This window comes from Priestia megaterium (assembly GCF_046599315.1).
In the GTDB taxonomy this organism is placed as follows: domain Bacteria; phylum Bacillota; class Bacilli; order Bacillales; family Bacillaceae_H; genus Priestia; species Priestia megaterium_F.
In genome coordinates this window covers 17,677-43,127 of sequence record NZ_JBKIKC010000011.1, presented here as the reverse complement: position 1 = coordinate 43,127, position 25,451 = coordinate 17,677, and the positions used below count along the sequence as shown (strand labels likewise).

The following is a 25,451-nucleotide window of genomic DNA, read 5'->3' as shown; positions in this document are numbered from 1 at the left end:
TCCTTCGGATAATAGATATTGTTAATTCTTATTTCAGAGTACCTTTTTCCTAGGTACATAGAAATTGTTAAATACAAAAGATAGATTTGAATTTTGTAACATTTTGATCTGGAACAATAATTTTTTTAGAGAAGATTCATGAAAGTATTATTATTTCATTAATAATACTTTATTCTTTACTCAATTCTACAGCATTCATAACTCATTTTTCGTATTGTACAGGCATTTTGCCACCATTTGAATATTATAAAAAAAAGGAAAGGATGATTAAAATAGATTTTTATGGTCATTATTACAACCCTCACAATGGAAAATATTATAAAAAGGGAAAGTATTATAGAAAAAAGGGAGAAAATAATCAAAATAAATTAAGAGAAACCAAAAACGAAATTAATCAAGTCCATAATTTGGACAACAACTTATATAAGATGAGTATAAAAAATAATCACAACCATCCAATTAAAGTTAGTATAATTATGCCTACCTATAATAAATGTAATCAAATCTCCCTTTCCCTTTACGGCCTCTCAAAACAAACGTTTCCCTACTCTGATTATGAGGTTATCTTAGTAGATGATGCTTCTTCTGATAAAACTCGTGATATTTTAAGAGAAATTGACGTCCCATTCAAATTTAAGTATATACGTATGAAAAAAAATAAAGGACGTTCCTTTGTACGCAATATAGGAATTAAGCATTCTGAAGGAGATGTCTTAATCTTTTTGGATGGGGAAATGTTAGTGACTCCTCATTTTATTCAAAACCATTATAAACATCATCTGCAAGAAACGAATCTTGTAGTTACGGGAGCCATGCATTATGAAGGAGTCTATACTTTTATTATGCCAGATTATAATGAAGACCAATTGGCACACCTAAAAGACCTAGTGAGAAAAGATCCTAAGTATATGGAAATATACGAAAGTTACGAACGCACTAGACATAAATCAAAGAAACCTTATCCACTTGTAACAATAGAAGATATTGATACAGAACGTTTTCAAAGTTTATCATTTTCTAATCGATATTTTCTTAATAGTGGGTTAAAACATTTCGGGGATAGGCTTACGGGGTTTACACTTCCTTATATCGCATTTTTAAGTGGAAATGTATCAGTAAGGAAAGAAGAATTAAACAAATCTGGATATTTCGATGAAACCTTTGTCGGTTATGGGGCAGAAGATTGGGAAATTGGATATCGTTTATATAAAAACGGAGCGCAATTTGTTTTAGATCCCTCTACAGTTGCTTATCATCAAGAGCATCCAATATCTAAGAAAAAACTTAAAGAACAATGGGGTAATCATTATCGTTTCGTTAAAAAACATCCAAATATAGACGTTCTTATCTTATCTCTCGAATGGAAAGAACTGTCATTTATGCATATGCACCAAACATTAGTTGAATATAATGCATTGGATGAACGTTTTCCAAATGACTATAATGAACTAAAAAAAGCTTTTCGGGTAATGCTTTTTAGAATTATTGAATGTTTAAATAACGAACAGCCTGTTACTGAACTTTACAAACTTCCTGAAGGATCAGAGGAAAGACTTAAAATCCATCAACAATTTGAAACATTACGTCCTCGGGGATTTGATTATCTTGCAAGTTCTTTCGAACAAATATATTACTTGTAGTCTTTATAAAGACAGGATTAAAATTAAAAACAAATGATATAACAGAAAATTCTAGTTACCATACTGAATTTTACCGGCATTGAATACTTCTTCGATGATTAACTGAAGAGGCTTTTGATGCGAGGAAGACGTCTTTTCAAAGGAATTAAGGTAAGATTATATTAACTAGTAAATAAACTCTATTCATTAACCCACTTTAAGTGAATTGTCCAATCAATAAAATGAACTACATCTAGAGTCTCATTAGTTAAAAGAAAAACTCCCTACTGTCTAAGGGAGTTTTTCTTCAGTTTAGAGTGTATACGATATACAAAGTTAGTTTCAGAATCCCACCCAAAAGAACTCTTGGGGCAGTAGGCGTCCACCAAGGATTCTTTTTCCAGAGTATGTACGTTTTAATATATCATTGAAAATTCAATGTTCCTTCAGTAGGTGAGATTGGAATTGATAAATAAAACACGTACCTTTTATACATGTGTTATCACCTGTGAAAAATAGTATGAAAGGTATAATTTATAATTATGTTACATAAGGAGTACAGGATAAAAAGAGAGACCACAAGTACAGCAGTGAATGAAAGCTTAATCATTATTAATAAGTAATACAACAAACACTCTTACTCTCAGGATGGTTATAACGGGATCGTTAATTCAGAAACAGCGAGGAAAACACATGAGAAAAAGCCTGTTGGTTTTTTTAATTGGTAAGCAAGGCCATATTCCAGGATTAGAAACCTATTAGGGAAACGGTAGGTAGGGCTAACAACATTAAAAATAAATGTCCAAAGCAATGGGAATTGATCCTTTCGCATTTCAACATTTTGTTTCACAAGATGAAAGAAGGAAAGATCAAGCTAGCTGAGATAGAAAAGTTGTATTATGAATCATGTGAGCGATCCGATCCAGTCTTTGCTCAATTGCGGATATGATGATGGTACAGAAATCATAAGTTAATTTTAAGGTTAAAAACTACAAAAAAAGAGGCCTTCACCTCTTTCAATCAAACTTTTTTATGTATTTAATACTTAGAATCTGGTCGATATTAAAATACATGTGCTCAAATTTCCTCTGTTTATCTAAGGATGGATTGTCAGGTACAACTGAAAGAAACCTACCTAAATGTAACTTCTCGTTACCAATTAATTGCTCCTCTACGTCATATATAGATTGTTCATCTTTAATTGTGTAATTTCTTCCGTCTGTTGTTTTAATTTCAATAGAAAGTACATCTTTTGTTTTGTCTCCCATTTTTTCATCTCCCTTTTAAACCAGAGAATATCATATTTTATAATCACTCATCTTAATTAACGGTAAGGGGCTCATAAAAGCCTATTTGTACTAGTAAACTAAATTATCGATTTTTAAGTGTTTAACAACTTTATTATTCATCGTAAGGTAAGGCTCCTATAAACAGACTTACTAATTTATCTTTTATCATTTACCTAAATATTAGAAAACCATGATTGGAATGACAACATTTATTTAGGGTGTGTCACAGCGATTTTGACTATTGCCTTTTTAACCTAACCTCCTTTAGTTAATGTAGATGTTCTTATTGTAAACGTATTTAAGATCATCTTATGCACTAATAAGTAATGGGCGCTCTTTGTTGAATGTGTATATGAAGTTTCGAAAAACATAGTAAATTCAACTTCTATCTATCATGATTGAAAAAATTACTGATTAGAATTCAGGAGTTTTTTTATTGTATAGGTTATATCACTGGATTTTAGCTTTGAAAATTTTTATTTTATCACTATTAGTGGATAAGTATACAAGCAAATTAGCCATGGTTTCATAACTTATACTAACGATATAAAAGGAAGTGCATCAATTGAATAATAGAAAGTCTAAAAAAAAAATACTGTTTCCAGGTCTAGTCAAATATTAAAAATTGGACTCGATCAACAATACCAAAATAACCTTCAAGTTAATGTTTATGGTATCTTTACCGCAGGCTCTAAACCTAGTGATTTTAATGGAAGGCAAAAAAGATTTAATCGAGACATCAATTTGGCAAATCAGATATGGAATGGTGGAGGAATGTGTAATATAAATTTTATCCCACAACCTATATTTGAAGTGAAAACAATAATAGATGTGACCAATTCAGGTTTTCAAGCAGCAATGGAGGGTCCGGTTAAAAAGTTAATTAAGAAAGTTAAACATAAGATTGGCAATCCAATTGGGATATATGTTGTTTATACGAGTGGGAATGATTTTGCAGTTTCTTCAGGTAGTACTAGCCCTATAGGTGCAGGAGGAGTCATAATTGAGGATTTTAGAATCAAAGATGGTATACCTGAATTTACACTCTTTGGCTCTATTGCATTGAGCAATAGAGCTTTAAATGCTCCTTTTACATTCGCACATGAAGCAGGACATGTTTTATTGACTGAACTTGATAAACAACCTTTTAATAATATATTTAAATTTAATGCTATAGATCCTACGGGTCCTTTTATTAACCCTGTAACGGGAAATAGTGATACAGCTCACAGTAACCTTGTAGGTAATCTCATGGCTCCTATACTTCCTAACATTACCCCAACTATTGATCCCTTACAACTGCAAAAAGCTAGAATGAGTAGAATATTTCAAAATGCAACAATAACATGGTGAACAGATTATTATTCATTTGAAAATTCCATTAGATAATGGTATTAAAGTCAATGGGAATATTAAAATCATTTACAAGATCCCAGAATGCTATAATATTTACTTTGTAAAATATTATATTAGTACGTCATCAGTTAATATATTCGTTGTTATCAGAAATAAAAGCCTTAGAAATCTTTGGTTTTAGCGAATTTTTGGTATCTGGACATACACAAACTTTTTTGATTGGAATGTATATTATATAAGATAACGGTATCAAAAGGGAGATAATTAAAATATACCAATGGCTTAACCTTATTTGAAATTTAGGCTTTCCTATTGTAGTGGCTTTTTATCTTCTACTACGTTTTGAAAAGAAAATAAACCATTTGACAGAAGCTATTAATAGGATAGCTTCTAATATTGAAAGAGAACAAGACAAGCAATAGATAGTTGATTTACCAGCTCGCCTTCAAATTAATTCTTCATCATGTATATTATCCAATAGTTTGAGCAAGTTACTTCAGACACTATAAGAGGCCGCTCCTATTAGATGATTTTGTATAATAGAAAAAACTACTGATTAGGCGACACCAGTAGTTTTTTCTATTTTTTAGCTGTAGAGGGGCTGTATTGTTAGTTCATGTCATGATCTGTATTGATAATAATTAAAACCTTCAAGATAAGCAAAATAATTTATGGCTTCTTAGAACTAGATAACAAAATGTCTCTTGAATTAAAGTAATAATCCATAAAAACCAAGTTTTTTCTCATAGTACTATGCAAAATAACTTTCATTAAATTAATGGTTACACTAATCAATTCTTCAACTTCCTCTCCATATTCTCAGGGGTAAACAACAATAATAATATTTATAATAATTTGATTTACTCCTACTTCTACTTTTACTTTATATGTTTAATTCATCTTTTTATTCATAAAACATTCAAATAAAGACCCTAACTATTATATTTTTAGATAATTTAATCGTGGTTTCTTCTTTAGACAGAATCAACTGCATTTCTCGTTCTGAATATCTATCTAAGGCAAGCTCAAAAACTTGCTGTTCAGCAAACGTAAATTGATTAAGAAATACTCTCTCTTTAAGAATTTTACATTCTTCTTCTACACTTTTTAGGCGAGCAACTTCATCAATTAAATCAGACGCTACACGTAAAATATGTTCAATCCTCATTAAAGATTTTTCACTTTGATCTATGCTAAGACCCTCCTGTTTTTTGAGGGCAACCCATGTTATAATAGAAGTCCTTACGAGTTCTACATGGAGTGCTTCCTATCCAGAGGAAGTACCCTTTCTTTGTTTACTTTTCTTTACACTTTTTACGAAACCGTTTTCAATTATTTCATAATGCTTGTGTTGTTTTCATGGGCTAAAAAACGTAACTCCTTATGTAGCTCTTCTAGAATATTACAAGTAAGACGACGATTTCCTTCTCTAATCCTATACGCTCTTCCTTTCAGACAACGTATTTAATTTGCAACGTTACTTATAATTTTACTTTAAAGGGTATAATATCCATTCTGGAAGATAAAAAAGCCATGTTCTTAAAAAAGAAGATAGCTAAGTAAAATGAAAAGGTGGTAATACATTAATTATGTAAGCTTTATAAATAATATTGTATTAGACAATATTGTATTAGACAATAATCTAATTTTAATAAATAAAATTAGATCTCTAGAGCAAATTACTCAAGATGCAGCAATGCATCAACCTATGTGATAATTCTTGTAGCAGAAAAACTCCCTACGAAAATAGGGAGTTTTTCTGTTTTTTATTCCTGCATATCCAAATAAATATATGTGAATTTATTTTTAAAGATCTCTCAATTGCCTATTAAAATTAAATTTTATATATTCAAATAGCTCTATATCTAACTCATTATTTTTTTCTATCTTCTTTATTATTGCAGTTGATACTTCACTGAGCCGAGGGCAGGATTTTATAACATTGTTCTTCATATATTCAATATTAGTCCAATTAAATTTATTCTTTAGCAATAGATATTACTAATTTCTAGTTTTTTCATATTTTACCTTAGCAAGTAGAAACTGATAATTACAAAAGATAAACCTAAAATTTAGGTCGTATGCTTTGTGGAAAACGAAATACATTTTCAGGATCATATTTCGCCTTTATTTTTCGTAGTCTTTCATAGTTTGAGCCATAATATGCTTTTCCGTATTTTTTGATGTTTTGATCTGGAACATTCACATATGAACCTGTTACATATGGTTTCAATTGTTGACGTATTCTTTCAACTGATGCAATATTCGAATCTTTTTGTGATTTATTTTCCCAACTAGCATTCCATTCCGTATAAAACAGTGGACTGCGCCAAAAGAAGGCTGTTTCGTTGCTAGCTACTCTGCTTAGAGCACCGCCCCAATTTATAAAAAAGAAATTGGTTTCCGTCCCAGTGGCCTCTTCCAGAAATTGTTTCATGATTGAAATAGGTTCTTCTGGCCAAGGATCAAGTACCCATGACGAAGAGAATTTAACACTCTGATCAGATCTACCAGGGATTGGTTCGTCAGGGTCTAAGAAATCTATAGCGTCTGGATAGGCTAACGTTTCTATAATTGTTTCTTTTGGGGTTCCAACATCTAATAGAGGTTTTAATAATCTACTCAGCTCAGTTTCTGTACCTAAGAAAATTCCTTCTGCATGGCACAAACCATTTACTTTGCTGTAAATTTCAAGTAAACATCCTAACCGTTCGTCTACATATGGCGCCCATTGTTGCCAAGCTCTAAATACAGTTTCTAGTTGTTCCCATGGCCAGATAATATTGAAGACAGTTGCTGTCTTAGGGGCCTGATGAACTTTAAATGTGTATTCTGTATTATATCCAAAATTACCACCACCGCCACCTTTAGAGGCCCATAGTAAATCCTCATTATTAGATTGATCTGCTTGAATAATTTTGCCTTTCGCATCTACCATTTTCAATCCGATAAGGTTATCGCTTACAAGACCAATCGATCGTGACAGTACTCCAAACCCACCACCCATCGTAATTCCTCCAATTCCAACGGTTGGGCTATCTCCAAACGGGGCCATAAAACCTTCTCGAGCTAATCCTTTTACAAGTGGGCCGACGTGAATTCCTGTTTGAACCGTTGCAATCGCATTTTTCCTATCTAAGGAAACTTTTTGCATTTCACTCACATCAATAACAACGCCACCTTTTACTACTGAAAGGTTCCTATCTAGAGCATGGCGCCCACTTCTGACGCGCATGGGCACTTCATTCTCACGAGCCCATTTAATAGCGTTGCTTACATCTTGAGAATTCTGTGCGAAAACAAAGACAAGAGGACAGACATCCACATAAGGATTCCAATTCTTAATGGCTTCTTCATAACCAGGGTCCCCTTTGAAGATTACTACTCCTGTTAACTGTGTTGATCCCATCTACTCAACTCCTAATTTTAATGTTAAAAATGTAATTATAAATTTTATTTAATATAAATAATAAAATATGCAATCTAACTTGATAATAATGAGAGATATATTAATAAAAGCCAATGTTTGGAGCAAACTTCTCGGGTTAATTAGGGTTATCAATAGAAACATAGTTTTTTCTGTTTTAGACTATATATGATATACAAACTTAGTTAACACGGAACTCTACGAAAAAGAGAACCTTGGTATACCAAAGGTTCTCTGCGTGTCACTTTTTCTCCAATATGCAGCTTTCTACACATCCTTGATATAAAAATGATCTCTCTACAAGTGAATGAAAATAAGATGTATAAAAAGCGTACTTTTTATACATATGCAGCTAAGGTAAAATATAGTCTTTATGGTGAAAATATGATCTCATTAATTCGGAGTTATCTTTTCGTTACTTGTTATACGTGTGAAACCTGATAAAAAGCTACCTCATTATAGAGTGACCCCAATTAGAATCAACTTAAAGTTACTTTTTAATGAACAGAGAGAAATCTATCACTTTTACACCATTAAAAATTCAATAAAAGGACGTGTTTGTAATTCTTTTTTCGTTGCTCTTATAGGTTTAATAGCCCGTAATTCTACAACCATTTCACTTACAACATTTTGCTTTCTCATCACGTCCTCGTATATTTCGTGAAATGATTTTTTCTTATATACTGCTTGACTAACAAATAAAGAGATTTTTTCCGTTTTCCAATCACCCTTGTATCCATAATCGGCTCTCCAATAATAGGGTTGTGAAAAACAAGCAAAAGAATCTATAAAGTATGGTCTCACCACATATTCATCATCACTTAATCCATATTGAAGGCGAAAAACTGCTTTTGAATCATTTTTTGCTATTCTGTGAAGTTCCTGCATTAGAGGGAGTGTAAAGTGGATATGTTCAATTAGATGACTTGCATAAAATTTATCTATGCTATTGTCTTCAAAAGGAAGAGGAATTTCTGAACACATTTCTAAGTCAGCTACAATGTCCACTCCTTGTCTTTTCATGATATCTAGATTTATCCACTCTTTTAGAATAGTTTTCCCACAACCCAGATGAAGTTTTTCCTTCATTGATATTTCCTCCTTTTTTGAGCGTCTTCTTAAGAATTGTCTATTTTTCTTTATAAATGTTTCTCTTGTGGAAGTTACAACAGGAGCCAGTCTCCGTTTAATAGAATCTCACTTAAGAGTAATAAAATTAAATTAATTGATAAAATCAAAATCTTTTATTCTAACACTACATAATGGATTCTTCAGGAAATGGACATCTTATATAAAATCAGCACTCGTCCACACCCTTCTCACTACTTTACATATTATAAATTAAGCAATTCTATTTCAGTATCCTCCTAATTTTCTAACAGAGGATTTGCATGTCTGTCCGTTCAAGAAAAAGCTACCTTAATCCTTCCATAAGGTAGTTTTTCTATTGGTATAATCGTAATTATCAAAAAAAAGCCCTTAGAAATGTTTGTTCTAGAGACTTTTTGATTTATAAAGATCAGAATGATGCAAAAATATGAAGGTTAAAAGTTAATGATTCCATCACCTAAGTAAACTATTCCTAATACACCATATGTTTTCATTCTCAATTAGGTAACTTGCCTAAATTGAATATTTTCTATTATTGGAGCAAAGTACTCGAGATGGTTCACATTATTACTCTGTATAAACCTGCGTCTAAACAGAAATAACCACTGTTCAGGAGCAGTAGTTTTTCATTTTAGGCTGTATAGCTTATTCATTTTTAGTTATCATAATGGGTTCTATGGGAGGCATAAAAAAGGAAACCCACTGCTCGTTTCATGAAAGTAATAATATTCCTCTAGACTTAATTTAGTAAATTTATTACATGAAAATAATTATCTTTCTAAGTTGTCCAATCACTTTTAATTAATTGATCATTTTATATAATAAGGACGCAAAAAGGGGAGGGAATAACCATCATACATCTCGATAACGAAAATTCACATGAAGTATTAGGTAATGTTAACAAGGCCCTTATTAACATTAACAAAGCGATAGATGATTTCGAAAAACAAAAAGATTTTGAATGAGTATATGAACTTAAAACAGTAAAAGTCAATCTCGAAATATCAAAGAAAATAATAATATATGGACTATTTCATAATTAACTTTAATTTATAATATAAAAGGTTTTCACGACAATTTGGACATAAATAAATGTAAATTTATCCCTATTTTCTTATGTATAAAAGTTTATTGGTTGTATATGACATATGATTTTAGATACATCATTTTTTTCCATAAGACATTATGTCTTATGGGAAGCGAGTTTAATATTTGAAACTCAAATACAGGTTGATGATCCTTTATATGCTCCTGTTATTCTCTTCTCTTAACAGTGAAAGCTAAAGAAGTTTGATTAAAGAATAGCAGCCAATCGGATCTTAATCTATCTCCAGTTTATTCTTATTATTTAGCAAAGTATAAATAAAATTATAGTAATTGAAGACAAGAGCCGGTTCTAATGATAAATAGAAAACTAGTATATATAGAATCTTAGATTTTCATAAATTTATTTATTAATGAAAAAAGGGGGAGTTCAATTGATAACACCACCTCCCATTCTTTATAGTGTTCTTGCTTATATTTCAAATCCTGGAAATAATACCATTTCAATAATCGACACAAAAACTAATATAATGATTTATAACATATTAGTTAGAGGTATCCCATACAAACTGGCTATTACACCAGATCGAATGCAAATTTACGTTACAAATTATAGGAATCCTACAATATCAGTGATTGATACTGTCGCTAATAAAGTAACTGCTACTATTTTCACTGGAGGCGATCCATCTGGACTTGCCATTACACCAGATGGAACCTGTGTTTATGTTACAAATGAGGGTAATGACACGATTTCGGTAATTGATATTGCTACCAATACAGTAATCGCCACAGTTTCTGCCGGCACCACCCCTAATGAGGTGGCTATTACACCAGATGGGAAATACACTTATGTTACAAATTCGGGTAGTGATGATGTAACGGTCATTAATACAAATACGAATACAGTAATTTCTACTATTTCTGTTGGTTATAAACCATCTGGAATAGCTATTACACCAGACGGGACCCATGCTTATGTTACAAATAAGTTCAGTGACAATGTATCGGTTATTAATACAGCTACGAATGCAGTGATTTCTACTATTTTTGTTGGTTATAAACCATCTGGAGTAGTCATTACACCAGACGGGACGTATGCTTATGTTACAAACGTGGGTAGTAATAATATATCGGTTATTAATACAGCTACAAACACGGTAACAGCTACTGTTTCCGTTGGAGATGCTCCATCTGGAATAGCTATTAAGCCAGATGGAACCCATGTTTATGTTACAAATGAGTTCAGTGACAATGTATCGGTTATTAATACATCTACGAATACAGTGATTTCCACCATTGATATTAAAAGTGAATCTTTTCCTATTGGAATATTAATTGTGAGATCTTTATATTAATTAAAAGTTGTATGCAATGAAGTTAATGGAGAAAGAACATTTATTTCATATAATGTATTAGCCACAAATGGTGCACGTATTCTAACAAACAGATTTGTGCCATTCAGGATCAACATAGATATGCAAGAGAAAGCAAATACGCTCTATCAAGTGATGAAGCCAATAAAGAATATACGCGAGAAGTGCAATATTTAAATTAAGAATTTCCTGCTTTCTATGATTTATTACTTGCTTTGCATCGCTGTTCTCCTGAAATATTCTATATTCATTGAAAATTAATTGACATAATAAACTTTATCAGAAATAATCAAAAAACAATATTAAACATACCATGACGAAGAATCTTTTATCCTAAAAAGACATTGGTCAATATAGTGCCAGTGTCTTTCTTGTATCCATATAAAAGGGTTAAATAAACATGATTTCCCCATTTACAATAATGACCGTACAAGACTTGAATCATAGAGATGAAAATGAATGGAGATAGAAAAAGCTAATTTAAGTCCAGCTATTTTCCTTGTATGGTAATCCACCTTCTATTCGCTTCTAATTTACATAATCATTGTCAGCAGAAGTGGTAAAAGAGCAAATAAAAACTACTTCTCAGGGAGGGAATTTCCGTATTCGGTACTAGCTAGGTTATGCTACACATATTACCCTCCTTCCTAAAATAATGATTTAAAACCCTTTGGATTTCCTAATGAATTGAAAACCCCTTCAGGATTTTCGTTCAAAAATAAAAATGAGCAAATGAACGGATTCAGTGGCTTTCTTAGTTATTATATATAAATTTAGTTAACAAGAAATATTTTGGATTACTTTCTACAACTGGAATCATGCTCATTTTCTCTATAGTGTCTACAACCACAGCCATGATTACCATCCCCACCGTGTCTACAGAACACGAGCTCATTCCATACAATATATCCCTCGTTAATGGGTAAGGACATTGGATATGTTGCAATAAAATCAGCTAATACTAAAAGTATAGAGTAAAAAAGAGGCTCTTAGTATCAGCCAACTAACAAAAATTTATAAAAAATAGGCAAATATTTAACAATTATTTATATGTTTTTTAGTATAAAAGCAAACGTATAAATAAGATCCATTAGGATTCGTCTATCTAAAAAAGAACTAATTATCAAACTAGCTCTTGATATCACAATTTAATTGCTGATTTTTTAAATACATTATTGTGGATATAATATGCTTAATTTAAATATTTGAAATTTTTATTAACCAATCCGATTTATAGTAAGAGAAGAACTACCCACAATAACTGAATCACCAACTTTATGAATGCGAACATCAATTACATCATTAGCTAAAAGATCTAATTGAATAGTTTTACTTACAGTGGCTAAAGCTTGTGTACTACTCGTTACAGTTAAACTTACCGCAGAAAAATTTAGTGGAACATCATTAACAAAAAGAAACCCCCTAGCAAGATCCGTTGGATTAATTCCAAGAGTTAAACACATAGAAATTTCGTAAACCCCCGATTCATTAATTGTTATTGTATCATTACTTATATTTAACGTTAGATTAGCATAAGGACCTACGAAGTCATAATCAACTTTTGTTCCATCAACGTCTATAACTTGTCCAGATTCTTTACGTAAAGAACCAAAAGTGGGTAATACACTTGACCCTGGAGGTCTTGGTGTTGTGCAATAACAAGAGTTCGAAGTACAATTGGAGCAACAATAACAGTGTTTTTTTCGACATAAAGACAAAAAACTCCCCCCTTTATTTAACTCATACTATAGCTATATTAAAAATATATTAATTTTGCTTGTATGCCTGTCTAGAATACCTTACATAATTTTCTTATTAAGAGAGAAGCTGTTGAAATTATTTTTAATAGCTTTTTCCATATAGGAATAGATCTTTGTTTACTAAGGATTTATTTCTTTCTTTGTATTACATTATTATATGAATAAACAATATTTCCGGCTAGAATTACTATAGCCCCCTTTTCGTTTATTAACATCACTGTCCTCATCTTCGCAACCATGATCTCCACCACCGTAACCATTGCCAGCGCCACCATCTACGAAAAAGCATGCGTTTTCACTCCTATATGTTTATACCTTTAAAATATGTACAAGGAATGAAAGTGTTCGTTTTGAAGTTAGAAAAACCTCCAAAGGCGTTTCTGAGCATTATTTGACAATTACATTTCAATGAAAGGAAAAAGCCACTGATTAGGTTCAGTGACCTTTTTCTCTTCTTCATGGATGGACCCCTTTTTTCCCTAGGTTTTAAGGCATCAATGCTATCGTTCTTATAAAGAGTTTGCCATCTTTTAAGCGTTCTTCTAAATTTGATATTGAAAACGTTGAACCCAACTATTCACATCTCCCTTATCTGTCCTCATAGAATCGTTGATTTTTTGAAAATTTCTTCAAAAAAACTGCGCCTTCAATTGTTAGTTTGTGTCTAACAACTGAAGGCGCAGCTTACGTGGAAGGATTTTTGAAAAGCTGTGTTCTCTCGGATGCGCAAATTTTTATCTATGGTAGATTCGATAGTATTCTAAGAACGCTTGAATGAAAGATGTATAAAAAGTGCATCTTTTATAAATGTGTTAGCCTAAAGGAAATAGCACTAATAAAAAAATAGGGTATTATCTATAGTTACACACTATTTCCTTAGAAACATTTTATTAACACATATCAATAGAAGAACAACAAACTTGTCAATTTTAAGATTTTTTTAGTGTATGTTAGTATAGAAACATTTTTTATTTAACATATATTAATAAATAAAATTAATAAAATTACAATATACGATAAGTAAATAAGATAACATTTATTAAAAATAATAGTTTTACTATTTACACCTAGTGAGGACAAATTGGTTATTTTTCTACAAAATAAGTAATAATTAAAATAAATTTATATAAAATGATTTTTATAATAACTATATAAAAATAAATAAATTATAAATATATCTCAATAAAAATTAATTTTTAATTTATATTTAATACTAAAATAATGATTAATACGATTTCTTGAAAAAAGATCTATTAATTTCTATTACCATATTTATAGTTGTTGAAAAATCATCTACGAATACAGAACGTATACAAAATGTATTTGGATGAATGGCAGGAACATGAGGACTAAGTGCTGAATATGTATACAAATTGTATACACGAGGTGATAAGGTGGGAAAGCTAGATAAGTACGCTCGTCAATCAAGATCAAAAGAAGCAAGTAAAGTGTTACCGATTCGATTGCCAGAAAGTATATATGAGCAATTTCGAGAACGTTGTGATGAGTTAGGGCTATCAATGTCGGAAGCTGGATATTTACTCATTAGGGAAGAACTAGATGAGAACCTATATACAACGACTACAAGCGAAGTTGCTGCAACTACAGGACGAATACAAAAATCTATACAAGATGAGAATACACCGTATATAAAAAAAACTACAAATAGCTCTTCTTCTTTTTCTAGTCGCTGGACGTCAGCTCATTATGAGGTTGAAAATGAACTACCTTGTCCTTTATGTCACCAATGGTACAGTAAAACTAACTTTGCTCGTCATGCCAAGAATCATAATACAACTCCAAAAGAGCTCTTAGAAAATAACAAAGAGTTTATTTTTCAAATGATAAAAGAACGTAAACATAATGTGTAACAATAATGTAAGAGGGTTTTTGCATATGCACACCCTCTTGCTCGAAAGTAAAGTGGAAGAACGGATTTATTCCTTATAAGATAAGTATTTATGAAGATATAGAAGAATTTCGAAAGCAGAGCATACTTGTTTTTTCTTACTTAGTGGATTAAAAAGTAAGTTATTTATTGAATTCACAGAAATTTAGCATAACTGGACAAGCACAAAAAGAAAGGAATTTTGTATATATAATAAATTAGAAGGAATCCAATTGAGATTTATCTTTTACATTTAACAATTGACATCGGTAACAGCTTTTATCATAGATTGATGGGTTTGCTATTGTAGAGAATGCTAAGAAAAAAGTATCAAAGTAGTATTTTTGCCTATAGTAGGCTAGGAATACTAACCCTTTTTCTATAAAGGAATAAACTGTATAGAAAACACAGGAAATGGGGTTGATGAAATGAAAAATTATTATATGCCTTATAATTATGAGGGGATATATAGACCGTATGTTAACGATATAAGAGCAGGAGCTTCTGCTTTTAGAGCTCTTAATAATGTAAATACTCCTCTCGAGGCCAACAATGCTAACAAGGTTCGCTTTCAAACTGAACAATATGATTTGGCGAATGAATATGATTTAAATACCTCTACTTTTGTTCCAAGAGAAAATGGAGTATATACCCTAACGTCATCAGTTAAATTTAAACCTTTTAATAGTGGCCCATATAACTTAGATATAGTTTTTCTCATAACTAACAAGGGCGAAACTGAAGGGAGAGATAATGAAGCTTTTGCAGGAAAAAGGCCAGGAATTATAACAACAAGTGAAACTCTTTGGTTAAATGCGGGAGATCAAGTAGTAGTAGGGATGAGAAGTAGTATTAATGGCGTGATACAAGGGGACGGCAGTACAACTTTTTCAGCAGTCAAAGTATTTCCCTAAACAATATGAATGTTAGTTTAAGCTTAATTTCATTTGACCTATTATTATCTCCGAGTAAACCTTCTTTCCGCTATATAAAAACGTCTTTAAATTGATGAATAGAATAATTTCTATACTACTTATACATTTCTTTGAACTGTTCAAGCTTGTTAATTTTACCTTTACCCCTTATATAATTGCCTTGTAAGTTATTAAACCTTTTCTTAATAATTAATTCATACTAAATGAGAAAGTTCAATTTTAAGATCTATGTAGAACTCAACACAGATGTATTAATATTTTCATTAGCCTAATAGGAAAATTTCTTTTAAATATATTATATAGTCAAACTTTTAGAGAAAAGAGGAGGAAAAGTGGTAAGTGCTATTTTGCGTGATGAAGATATAAAGTCCATTAATTTGTGGATAACGAAGATGAAGCAGTATAAAACACAAGATACAGAGTGGATGACTAAAGCGGCAGTAAAGACCTTAAAACTAGATTATAAAATAATTGGATATGGATACGAACGGGTCACTTTTGATCTTCAAAATGGTTATGTATTAAAAGTTGCCACGTCAGAATTGGGGCTTAAAAGTAATAAAAATGAATTCATAATATATAAGAACTGTCACGCTAAGTTAAAAGAACACCTGTGTCCAATTAAGGACTTCGGATATGGGTGGATTATAATGAAAAAAATGACAATCCCAGTACCTAGAACTGAAGATTACGATAACCAATTAAAGTATTTAAAAAAGAGGTTTAGACAATATGGAGTAAGACCTAAAGATTTAGTAAGACCTAATTTAGCCTTAACAAAGAAAGGGAAAATTGTCTTTATTGATTATGGGGACTTTACACTAAAGTGAAAAGGATATCCTATAAAATTAAAAGATTAATATTAGTTTTCGTTTTTATGGATTATCCTTTCACTACTACCTGCATAATAAAATAATAATACTTTACTTATATTTTTTCCATTCATCATAGACGGATGGACGAATTTCTCTTACAAATTTCAAAAATTCGTCTGTTAACCCTAGTTTTTTAAATCCTTTCAATAATTTAACAGGTACAGGTTGGTCAGAAGTAAAAGCTCTTTTATGATCAATAACTTTTAAATCCCCTAACTCGTTGATTAACACATGGCGTATTTCTGCATCATATCTAGTGAACCCTAATTTTTTTAGTTCATCCAACATGTTTAAAATCTTCTCAACTAGAGGCTTCGTTAACTGTCCATGCTTTTTTAGGTATCGTGCGAGTGAAAATCCTTTTACATACTCCATAACTATAAAGTTTGCACCATATTGATAAAGGCGTGGTATTACTGGAGATGACTGGCCTATTAGCAGTGCTTCCAATTCCCTTTTTTGTGTTTCTTCTTTAAAAAAAAATTTAATACACCGATCAGATGTTAGTTGATAAACTACTCCATCTGCTCCGTCCCCGATTATTTCATATTCTTTTAAGTCTTCCTTACGAATAACCTTATTGTGTTTATGATTGATTGTTGGTGAAAAATCTTTCAAATCTATTCCTCCTTAAAATGAAGAATCATGTTTTCAAAATCTAAGCTGGTGGTTTCTTCATTTTTATTACTATTAGGTAACCTAAATGTTAATTACTTGAACCTTCGCCTTATAAATGTATAAAAGATTCATTAATTTACTTAAGTTAGCATTTAGACGAGTATCTTATGACTCTCTTTCTATTGAATTGCGGGTTATAGTTATAGGGGGGAAACGTAAGTTTTGTTATTTTCTCATATTTTATATCTTATTCTTGGATTAATAAGATGCTTGGATTCTTGTCCGTTAATTAGAAAATATATTTTATAGTGTAAATTAATAATTCTAGTTGATATTAGTTATCTTGATAATCCGTTAACTTATAATTTGTTATTTGGTGTTATTAAAGAAATTCCTAAATATTTATTTTTTAAATGTTATTTTAAATCAGAAACTTTTTTTGAAATATGGTACAAGTACCCTTTCCGATTTCTTATTTTTACATATAATATTATTAAAATTGGAAGAGAGGTGCTATTATTATGGGTTATAAAGAATACTGGGACGATGAGAAGAATTCAGAAGAAGGTTCTTCTAAAAAGAAAAAAAAGAAAAGTGAGCACAAAGATTCTGGTGCAACGGTAAGAATTATTAGTCTGTGGAAAAAAGGATAATTACCCCATTTGCATAATATATTTTTTTTATGTAACTATTAATAGAAGCTACATAACCATTCTTTCAAGCCTAATGAAGGAATGGTTATGTAATTTCACCTGGGTTATATTAGCGAATAAAGGGTGCTATTTACAACAAATAAAAAAACAGTAGAGATTACTTTAAAACTTAAAGATACTGCTGATTGTTAAAATATTAAATTCTTAAGGTTTGGATTCTCGCCAATACTAAAAGAAAAGTTTAGAAACCAAGAGACATATTATGAGGAACCAATCGCTCTTTTAATCGACTTACACGAAAACAAAGGGTTAGACGCACTCCTGTTATACTATTTATACACAAACTGATCTTCTAATAAAGCTCCTTACATAACTTATCAAAACGTAAAATATTATTGTAATTAAAGACATACATACTTAGGGTCTATTTAAAAAACTGCTATGTTACTAGAGGAATTAGTGAAGTTTCATAAGACTATTTCTAGAAAATGTTTAAATATTAATGTGATATTGCTGTTCACTTATTGAAGCTATAAAAAGATTGCTTCTTTACATTTTTGAGACAAATTAGGTGAGTCAAATATCTGAGAGAGTGAATATGTGTAATACCTAGGTTAAAAATATCCCTTTATTAATCGTGAATCCGTGATTAAAAAGGGATATTTATTTAGAAATTTAATTGAAGTTTATTTGATAATTAAAAAAGGATTATTTACGGATACATTGTATCGTAATCTGTGCTTTTACCTTTACATTTATCTTTTTTGTACTTGTACTCATCTTTGTCTTTATATTTATCTTTTTTGTCTTTGAACTCGTATTTGTCCTTTTTGTGCTTGTACTCGTATTTGTCTTTATATTTATCCTTTTTGTCTTTGGACTCGTAATTGTCCTTTTTGTGCTTGCACTCATCTTTGTCTTTATATTTATCCTTTTTGTCTTTGGACTCGTAATTGTCCTTTTTGTGCTTGCACTCATCTTTGTCTTTATATTTGTCCTTTTTGTGCTTGTACTCGTATTTTTCTTCATATTTCTCTTTTTTGCACTTACAGTCATGCTTGTTTTTGCTAGCGTCATGGATGACTTTTAAATCGTAATGCTCGCCTTCTTTTTTGTTTTTATAAGATTTACTCATATTGCTTTCCTCCTTTCATATTATATTCTATTTTTCTACAGTGAAATTGCTTGTACTATACGGAAAAATATTCAACATTACAGCCTATTTTTTAATCTTTCCGGAGAGACATTTAAAAATGCCTCTTCGGAAAGATTGTTATTTATAGAGATTGATAACTTACTTTTATCTATCAATCTATTCCTAATTCCCTACCCCAAATTGCTACTTTTTCTAGATGATAACCTAGTAACTCGCCTCCGCGGTTATCAAATATTCTTCGTAATTGGGTGTGCAATCCTTTTTCTAATGTTCTTTGTAAATAAGCCATTTTGTAAAGATCTCTTGGATCAGTTTTAAATTTAATTCCGTGCTTTTTCATTTCGTTAACGTAAGTTACTATACAATGATTTCGAATTTCTTCAGCGTATTTTTGCCAATCTGCTCTGAATCCTAATAATATTTCTACTAAAACTACCATATCAAACCATGTGGGAGCATATTTTGCTGACTCCCAATCAATGAACTGAATATTCCAGGGATCATTTATGGTAACGTCTTTACTACATATATTTTGCATGTGAAGATCTCCATGTGTAAGAGAAGAACCACTTTCCAGTAATTCAGGGAAAAAATCTGGACCTTTACTATATAGTTTTATTAAGGATCTATAATAAGGTTTTATTACATCTTTTATTCTGTCATCGCTAACTGCCTCATCGAGAAAAACGATCGTTTTTTCAATGTGTTTTTCTCGTTCCTTTCTCGCTGATGAGGAATCATAAGTTGGAAGCCAAGAACTCCAAGCATCATTATATTTTTTGAATTTGTCTTCAAATGTGCGAGCATGAAGTTTAGCAACCGTGGGAATAATGTAGTTTAAATGTTTTGGGGTAAATTTTAATTGACCGCGTATTTGATTAACGAATTCCATGAATACCCAGTCCTCGTTTGGATTCCTTTCTATGAGATAAATTTGAGGTAAAAATTCTTTTAACAGTGGGTGGAGTTTCTTGTATATATTAATTTCAACTTCATTTTTTTGGGTTGTTGAACTATAGACCTTAAAAATAATTGGATAGTAACCACTTTTTTTTCGAAGTAATAATTTATATATGCTGCTTCTGTTGGTTGATTTCAGACACTCGATTTTAGTAGGGTCAATGATAACTTTTTCGCCCATGGAATAAGAAAGCTTTTCAGAAATCTTTAATTTCGTAAATAGTTTGTATAATAATTTAGGTTCATACACAATTTTCATTCCTTCCTTTGTTGTTTCCAAGCATTAACTAAGTGAGAACATGTACTTCTAATAAATGGCATTAGGTCATTCCATGCAAATAGGGCGAACTCTTTTTTTCCCTCAAAACCTCTATAAAAATCAATAAAACTCATTTCTTTTCTTTTTCTTTTTTGAAGAAAAGTCAGGTAATATCTCACTAGATATATCCATTTAACTCCATCTATTTGATAGAAGATGGGCTCAGGATTTTGTTTAGTTAAATATAAATAATACATATAGACAAAATTAATACCAGAAGGTTCTGTTAAGCTGTGTGTTAACCAAAAACGTGGGTTTATTTCAATGAATTTGTAAATACCATCTCGAGGATCCTTTTTGAATTCAGCCATACCAATGCCTTTAAGTTCAATTTCTTCAAAAAAGGGTAAACATATATCGAAAAGCTCTGGAACTCGCTTACTTATAATATGTGCACCAGTTCCAAACTCTGCAGGAAATTGGTGATTTTTTTGCAAGGAGAATAATGCCATTAATTTCATATTGTCATCGTAAAAAGTAGCGACTTTATAAAAGCAATTATCATCTCCAGGAATAATTTCTTGAATAAGCAGCTTTCCATATTCTCTATAGGTCTGGTAATCAGCTTTTAATTGATTTAAATCATTTATTAAGATAGCTTTTTTGTTAATACTTTTTCTGAATTCATGGCCAAGAACTGGCTTGAGGATACAAGGGAAATCAAGATTAGCAATCGCTTCTTCAAAGTGGTCTTCATTTTCTACAATATATGTTTTAGGACATGCGATATTATGCTTTAAAGCCAGTTCATATGCCTTCTCTTTGTCTAAAACTTCTTCAATTAAAGAGTGATCCGGAAGTAAGAACAAAAAGTATTTAGACAGTTCTTTGCGGTTTTTTGAAATGAAAACAATATAATCATCAGAACCTGCATATAATACAGGTTTTTTTCCTATACTTTGAGAAAGATTGATTAAAACCGTAAGCAATTCATTTTCTTCGGTTAAAGGATTGGGACATATATCACAAGTCGCTAAACGGGATTTTCCTATCTTATAAGCTCTCTCTGTATCAAAAGCGTATACTTTTATCCCTTTTTTAGATAAACTTCGAATTATTCCAACCCCATTTGCACTCAAATCAAGTACAACTGCACAATGTTCATGTTTCATAAGGTTTAGCCACCTTTAAAATTTATTATATATACTTTCTATTTTTTTTATCATTCCATCTGTGGTTAAGTGTGTCTTAGCAAAATTAAATGCATTAGTACTAGCTTTATCCCGCGCTTGTTTATTAACAATGAAAAATCTTAATGCTTGTGCTAGTTCTTCTGTATCTCCAGGTTCAACAACGATTCCTGTTTTACCATGTTTAATAATTTCTGGAATACCACCGCAATCTGTTGAAATTATTGCCGTACCGCTATGCATGGCTTCAATAATCGCAATCGGTAAACTATCGTTAATTGTTGGAAGTACAAAAATGTCTGTTTTGCTTAAAATATAAGGTACATCGTCTCTTGAACCTAAAAAATTCACCATAGGTAAATCTAAGGAATGTACCTGTTTTTCTAAAGTTGCTCGCATTTCACCATCACCAACTATTAATACTTCAACATTATTTGTATATTGTCTAATACGTGATAATGCACTAAGTAAATAGTTGTGCCCTTTTCTTGGTCCTAACCTAGCGACACATGTAATTACAAGTTTTTCTTGGTGCCCCAGCTTTTTTTTGTAATATTTTTCTGGGTAATTAATACCTGTAATTACAGTTGTCATTTTTTCGTGTTTTGCTCCTAATTCTGTTAATGAATCACGAAATGAGTCACTAAGAATAATGAGTTGACTAGCAAACTCTATTGCCTTTCTCTCTAGCTCTTTATAATAGGTTTCTTCAATAGAACCCTTTTCCATTAAGTTGAATTTTAATCTCTTGAAGGTGAACATTCCATGAGGAGTGAAAAATAAAGGCTTGTTGTAATTTGCATTAAATCTTCCTAGAATATTTGCTGTAAATATATCCTGTGCATGAAAGATATCGTATTTCTCTAAATCCATTTTTTGAAGCATCTGTTCATATACATATAAAAGACGACTATTAGATAAGATTTTTTTATCATAACTCCCATATCGTTTAAGGAAGAATTCCTTTAATTTAGGGGTAATATCTTCTCGTAAATTTTTTACTGTCGCACTGGGGAATAGATTAGGGGAGATAACATCAACTTTGTGGCCTTGTTTTTTTAAACCTTTACTAAGTTCCGTAATATAATTGGACAATCCTCCTATATGAGGGTAGTCCCAAAATGTAGCAATTAATATAGTGAGTTTCTTTTTTGAGGCCCGTTTTTGAGGGCTTATCTTTGTTCTATATTCTTCTCTAACTTTTACTGGCGGAAGATTAGGTTTATAGTATTCATCCATTTTTTTAATGATATAAGGGTAAGGGAAAATAAGATCTCTTATCATTTCCAAACCCTTCTTATCACTTCAAAAGCTTCTGCATACGGCACACCAATAGTCATACCTCGAACTCTACCTAGATGTTTAACTCCTTCGTAAGAACGGGGGTGAGGGAAATTTCGCATTTCCACGTCATAATATTTAAGTGCATTAATCTTAGCATCAATGTTACTGGTGATATCAACAAAATAATTTGGTTTAAATAGGTTATCAGAAGTGGAAGCATTCCATTCGCTAGAAGATACAGTTTCAAATGTAATTAACTCTATTGGTTCCTTATTAGGAAGAGGTCTAGTTGCTGTTAACACCGCTTTAAATGTAATTTGATGATCAATATTCAAATCTCCGTAATGGTGGGTAAATATTTTACTAGGTTTATATTTTTGGATCAATTTTTCAATTTCTTTCGTCAATAAATGAAGAGGAATTGATTCTAACTCTAGATTAGGGTGCCCAAGGAATATTACTTCATTAATACCAAGTTGCTTGTTGGCAAGTTTTCCAAACTCTTGAATATGGTGTGCTTCTTCTTTTCTTCCTAAGGCCACAACAATTGAAATTACTTCATAGCCTTCATCTACAAATCTTTTTAAAGTTCCTGCTGTTCCTAATAGCTCATCATCAGGATGAGCCCCAATCACTAATATACAATCTCTCATTTTCTTTCCTCCTGGTTCCGTATTATATTTAATATATGAAGTACTTGTACCTTTAGAAACTGTCATTGGCGGAGAACGAATAGTTATAAATTTAGAAATTTCTTCGATGACAGTAACTTAGAATGGCTGTATATTTTTTAATTTTCACATAACAAATAATTACCTATGAGTGGAAAAGTATAGAGGAATTCTAAGGAGAAAATTGAAAAACGTTCGTTCATAAACAATGGTTTGAGTAAGATATATAGTTGCTTTTTATAAGAACTAAATCAACACGAGTAATATGTAATTTTTCTTGGTTATCCCCTAATTAGTCTAAGAGCACACAAAAAAAGCCAGGGCTCTTCAAACCTATGGCTTTTTAATCTACTTACATTAAATTTAATTTTGGCGCGAATTTTATAGTATCGTGGTTAACTCTTACTGACTATATCCAGAGATAAGCTGCTTAAAAAGGAATTTTGCGATATCTAATTAAATGGTATTTTAATACAAATATTATCAATATACTTATAATAACATGCTCAGTTCTATATTTTTTGTCTGGTTATTACATTGTTACTCCTTATAAATTTTATAGGGATAGATTATTCTAAAGAAAGGTCCTCATCGATGTTAGCTATAGGAGATGTTACCGGAACAGTAGCAACTACGATATTGGTTAACCCATCAATCACAGAAATTGTATTTTCTAATTCATGTGTCACATAGATCTGATTATTGGATGAATTAACCTCTATACTGGTTGGCTGATGGCCTACAGGAATAATAGCCATTACAGTGTTTGTTATTGCATCAATTACAGAAACAGTATTACTTCCCCTATTTGATATATAAATTCGGTTAGTGGCCGAATTTATACCTATACCAGACGGTTGAGATTCTACTGAGATCGTAGAAATTACAGTATTAGTTAACCCATCAATTACAGAAACGGTATTCCTAAATTCATTTGTTACATAAATTCGATTGATATATGGATGGACATCTATATCAGTTGGGTAAGTCTCTACCGAAATCGTGGAAATTACAGTATTAGTTAACCCATCAATTACAGAAACGGTATTACTTCCTCTATTTGATATATAAATTCGATTGATATATGGATTGATTCCTACACCGGCCGGTTGAATCCCTACTGGAATGATAGCAATTACAGTATTTGTTGCCCCGTCAATTACAGAAACCGTTTGGCTCCCCCCATTTGTTACATAAATCCGATTGTTATTTGGATTCCCATTTAGGCTAACTGGCTGATGGCCTACAGGGATAGTAGAAACTACATTATTTGTTGTTGCATTAACGACAGAAATTACGTTATTATTCTCATCTATTACATATAGTTGATCGTTAGACGCCCCACTATCGCTAAAATTAACATTTATTTTTTTTGCTTTCTTCGCCATTTTCACCAACTCTTTTCATAATTACTGTAAGAAAATTGTTGAAAGTATAAGGGAAATATCTTATGTATAAATATATGATATTCTTATTTTTTTATTATTCAAAAAAATGACTTGACTTCATTATAAGATAAATTTTCACATGTACACTTTTACCCCTATATTGGATATGATATACCTCTGGCATCATTTTAAAATTTATAATATTGGAGAGTAAAGGTTGAACTTAAGAGTTTCTTTTTGTGCAGTAAATACATATAGTATTATGGCATATATCATGAAAGGAGCAGGTAACTTGAATAATTCAAATCAAAAACCTGGGGAAAACCCTAACAAACTTATGGAATTAATGATGCTAAACATTCTTCAAAAACACGGTATTACAAAAGAGAATGTTAGAGGGAAAGTGACTGATGAACAAAAACAACTAATCTTCGATTTGTTAGAAGAATTAAAACAGCAATCCAATACACTTGCTGAGAGAGCCAAGGCCACTTCTCCAAAAACGAAACCAAAGTAATTCTGATTCTTCTTAAAAACGCCTTTTCTTAGGCGTTTTTTCTATTTTGAAATTGGACATAAACTCATAGGGTTTA

The 25,451-nt window shown here is 31.2% G+C and carries 20 protein-coding genes and 1 pseudogene; 9 read left to right on the top strand and 12 right to left on the bottom strand.

Going from position 1 to position 25,451, the window contains the following annotated elements; all coding sequences use genetic code 11:
- The first annotated feature begins 263 nt into the window (after window positions 1-263).
- Window positions 264-1,640 carry a glycosyltransferase gene (locus tag ACLHDF_RS23600; RefSeq protein WP_413921026.1) on the top strand — a complete coding sequence of 459 codons (1,377 nt, stop codon included), beginning with the start codon at window positions 264-266 and terminating at the stop codon, window positions 1,638-1,640.
- 995 nt (window positions 1,641-2,635) lie between these two features.
- Here ACLHDF_RS23600 and ACLHDF_RS23595 read toward each other — a convergent pair.
- Window positions 2,636-2,887 carry a hypothetical protein gene (locus ACLHDF_RS23595; protein ID WP_413921025.1) on the bottom strand — a complete coding sequence of 84 codons (252 nt, stop codon included), beginning with the start codon at window positions 2,885-2,887 and terminating at the stop codon, window positions 2,636-2,638.
- 765 nt (window positions 2,888-3,652) lie between these two features.
- Between ACLHDF_RS23595 and ACLHDF_RS23590 the strand changes: the two genes are divergently transcribed.
- The gene (locus tag ACLHDF_RS23590) at window positions 3,653-4,261 is read left to right on the top strand and encodes a hypothetical protein (RefSeq protein WP_413921024.1); all 609 of its coding nucleotides are present in this window, start codon (window positions 3,653-3,655) and stop codon (window positions 4,259-4,261) included.
- A gap of 311 nt (window positions 4,262-4,572) precedes the next feature.
- Window positions 4,573-4,686: pseudogene (locus ACLHDF_RS23585) on the top strand (YvrJ family protein); the annotation flags it as partial.
- A gap of 497 nt (window positions 4,687-5,183) precedes the next feature.
- On the opposite strand, the gene ACLHDF_RS23580 reads toward ACLHDF_RS23585, so the two are convergent.
- The 3 genes from ACLHDF_RS23580 to ACLHDF_RS23570 all read right to left on the bottom strand — a co-directional run bounded on the left by ACLHDF_RS23580 (window position 5,184) and on the right by ACLHDF_RS23570 (window position 8,780).
- Window positions 5,184-5,432: a hypothetical protein gene (locus ACLHDF_RS23580; RefSeq protein WP_413921023.1), complete on the bottom strand. Its 249-nt coding sequence runs from the start codon at window positions 5,430-5,432 to the stop codon at window positions 5,184-5,186.
- An 897-nt stretch (window positions 5,433-6,329) separates the two neighbouring features.
- On the bottom strand, window positions 6,330-7,673 hold the full coding sequence (locus ACLHDF_RS23575; RefSeq protein WP_413921022.1) for an FAD-binding oxidoreductase: 1,344 nt from the start codon (window positions 7,671-7,673) through the stop codon (window positions 6,330-6,332).
- Window positions 7,674-8,216: 543 nt separating this feature from the next.
- Window positions 8,217-8,780: a class I SAM-dependent methyltransferase gene (locus tag ACLHDF_RS23570; protein ID WP_413921021.1), complete on the bottom strand. Its 564-nt coding sequence runs from the start codon at window positions 8,778-8,780 to the stop codon at window positions 8,217-8,219.
- Window positions 8,781-10,258: 1,478 nt separating this feature from the next.
- On the opposite strand from ACLHDF_RS23570, the gene ACLHDF_RS23565 reads away from it, so the two are divergent.
- Entirely contained in the window at window positions 10,259-11,203 is a 945-nt protein-coding gene (locus ACLHDF_RS23565; RefSeq protein ID WP_413921020.1) for a beta-propeller fold lactonase family protein, read from the top strand.
- Between the two features lie 1,235 nt (window positions 11,204-12,438).
- Here the strand turns inward: ACLHDF_RS23565 and ACLHDF_RS23560 are convergent.
- Window positions 12,439-12,939 carry a hypothetical protein gene (locus ACLHDF_RS23560; protein WP_413921019.1) on the bottom strand — a complete coding sequence of 167 codons (501 nt, stop codon included), beginning with the start codon at window positions 12,937-12,939 and terminating at the stop codon, window positions 12,439-12,441.
- Between the two features lie 1,436 nt (window positions 12,940-14,375).
- On the opposite strand from ACLHDF_RS23560, the gene ACLHDF_RS23555 reads away from it, so the two are divergent.
- From ACLHDF_RS23555 to ACLHDF_RS23545, 3 genes are all read left to right on the top strand, one after another.
- Complete coding sequence (locus ACLHDF_RS23555; RefSeq protein WP_413921018.1) at window positions 14,376-14,852, top strand: hypothetical protein; 477 nt, start codon at window positions 14,376-14,378, stop codon at window positions 14,850-14,852.
- 445 nt (window positions 14,853-15,297) lie between these two features.
- A complete protein-coding gene (locus tag ACLHDF_RS23550; protein ID WP_413921017.1) occupies window positions 15,298-15,783 on the top strand; it encodes a C1q-like domain-containing protein in 486 nt (161 codons plus the stop codon).
- A 353-nt stretch (window positions 15,784-16,136) separates the two neighbouring features.
- Window positions 16,137-16,634, top strand: a complete 498-nt coding sequence (locus tag ACLHDF_RS23545) for a hypothetical protein (protein WP_413921016.1) — start codon at window positions 16,137-16,139, stop codon at window positions 16,632-16,634.
- Window positions 16,635-16,727: 93 nt separating this feature from the next.
- Here the strand turns inward: ACLHDF_RS23545 and ACLHDF_RS23540 are convergent, their stop codons facing one another.
- Window positions 16,728-17,297, bottom strand: a complete 570-nt coding sequence (locus tag ACLHDF_RS23540; RefSeq protein WP_413921015.1) for a kinase — start codon at window positions 17,295-17,297, stop codon at window positions 16,728-16,730.
- Window positions 17,298-17,818: 521 nt separating this feature from the next.
- On the opposite strand from ACLHDF_RS23540, the gene ACLHDF_RS23535 reads away from it, so the two are divergent.
- Entirely contained in the window at window positions 17,819-17,950 is a 132-nt protein-coding gene (locus ACLHDF_RS23535) for a hypothetical protein (protein WP_413921014.1), read from the top strand.
- Window positions 17,951-18,662: 712 nt separating this feature from the next.
- Here ACLHDF_RS23535 and ACLHDF_RS23530 read toward each other — a convergent pair.
- From ACLHDF_RS23530 to ACLHDF_RS23505, 6 genes are all read right to left on the bottom strand, one after another.
- Window positions 18,663-19,085 (bottom strand): hypothetical protein, encoded by a 423-nt coding sequence (locus ACLHDF_RS23530; protein WP_413921013.1) that lies wholly within the window; start codon window positions 19,083-19,085, stop codon window positions 18,663-18,665.
- A 172-nt stretch (window positions 19,086-19,257) separates the two neighbouring features.
- Window positions 19,258-20,316, bottom strand: coding sequence for a phosphotransferase (locus ACLHDF_RS23525; protein WP_413921099.1), 1,059 nt, complete (start codon window positions 20,314-20,316; stop codon window positions 19,258-19,260).
- 5 nt (window positions 20,317-20,321) lie between these two features.
- The gene (locus tag ACLHDF_RS23520; protein WP_413921012.1) at window positions 20,322-21,497 is read right to left on the bottom strand and encodes a carbamoyl-phosphate synthase; all 1,176 of its coding nucleotides are present in this window, start codon (window positions 21,495-21,497) and stop codon (window positions 20,322-20,324) included.
- Between the two features lie 15 nt (window positions 21,498-21,512).
- Window positions 21,513-22,799, bottom strand: a complete 1,287-nt coding sequence (locus ACLHDF_RS23515; RefSeq protein WP_413921011.1) for a glycosyltransferase family 4 protein — start codon at window positions 22,797-22,799, stop codon at window positions 21,513-21,515.
- Window positions 22,796-23,452 carry a PIG-L deacetylase family protein gene (locus ACLHDF_RS23510; RefSeq protein ID WP_413921010.1) on the bottom strand — a complete coding sequence of 219 codons (657 nt, stop codon included), beginning with the start codon at window positions 23,450-23,452 and terminating at the stop codon, window positions 22,796-22,798. The genes ACLHDF_RS23515 and ACLHDF_RS23510 overlap by 4 nt, the downstream gene beginning before the upstream one ends.
- Window positions 23,453-24,039: 587 nt before the next feature.
- Window positions 24,040-24,858, bottom strand: a complete 819-nt coding sequence (locus ACLHDF_RS23505; RefSeq protein ID WP_413921009.1) for a YncE family protein — start codon at window positions 24,856-24,858, stop codon at window positions 24,040-24,042.
- A gap of 292 nt (window positions 24,859-25,150) precedes the next feature.
- Here ACLHDF_RS23505 and ACLHDF_RS23500 point away from each other — a divergent pair, with 292 nt between their 5' ends.
- Complete coding sequence (locus tag ACLHDF_RS23500) at window positions 25,151-25,375, top strand: hypothetical protein (RefSeq protein WP_413921008.1); 225 nt, start codon at window positions 25,151-25,153, stop codon at window positions 25,373-25,375.
- Window positions 25,376-25,451: the final 76 nt, after the last annotated feature.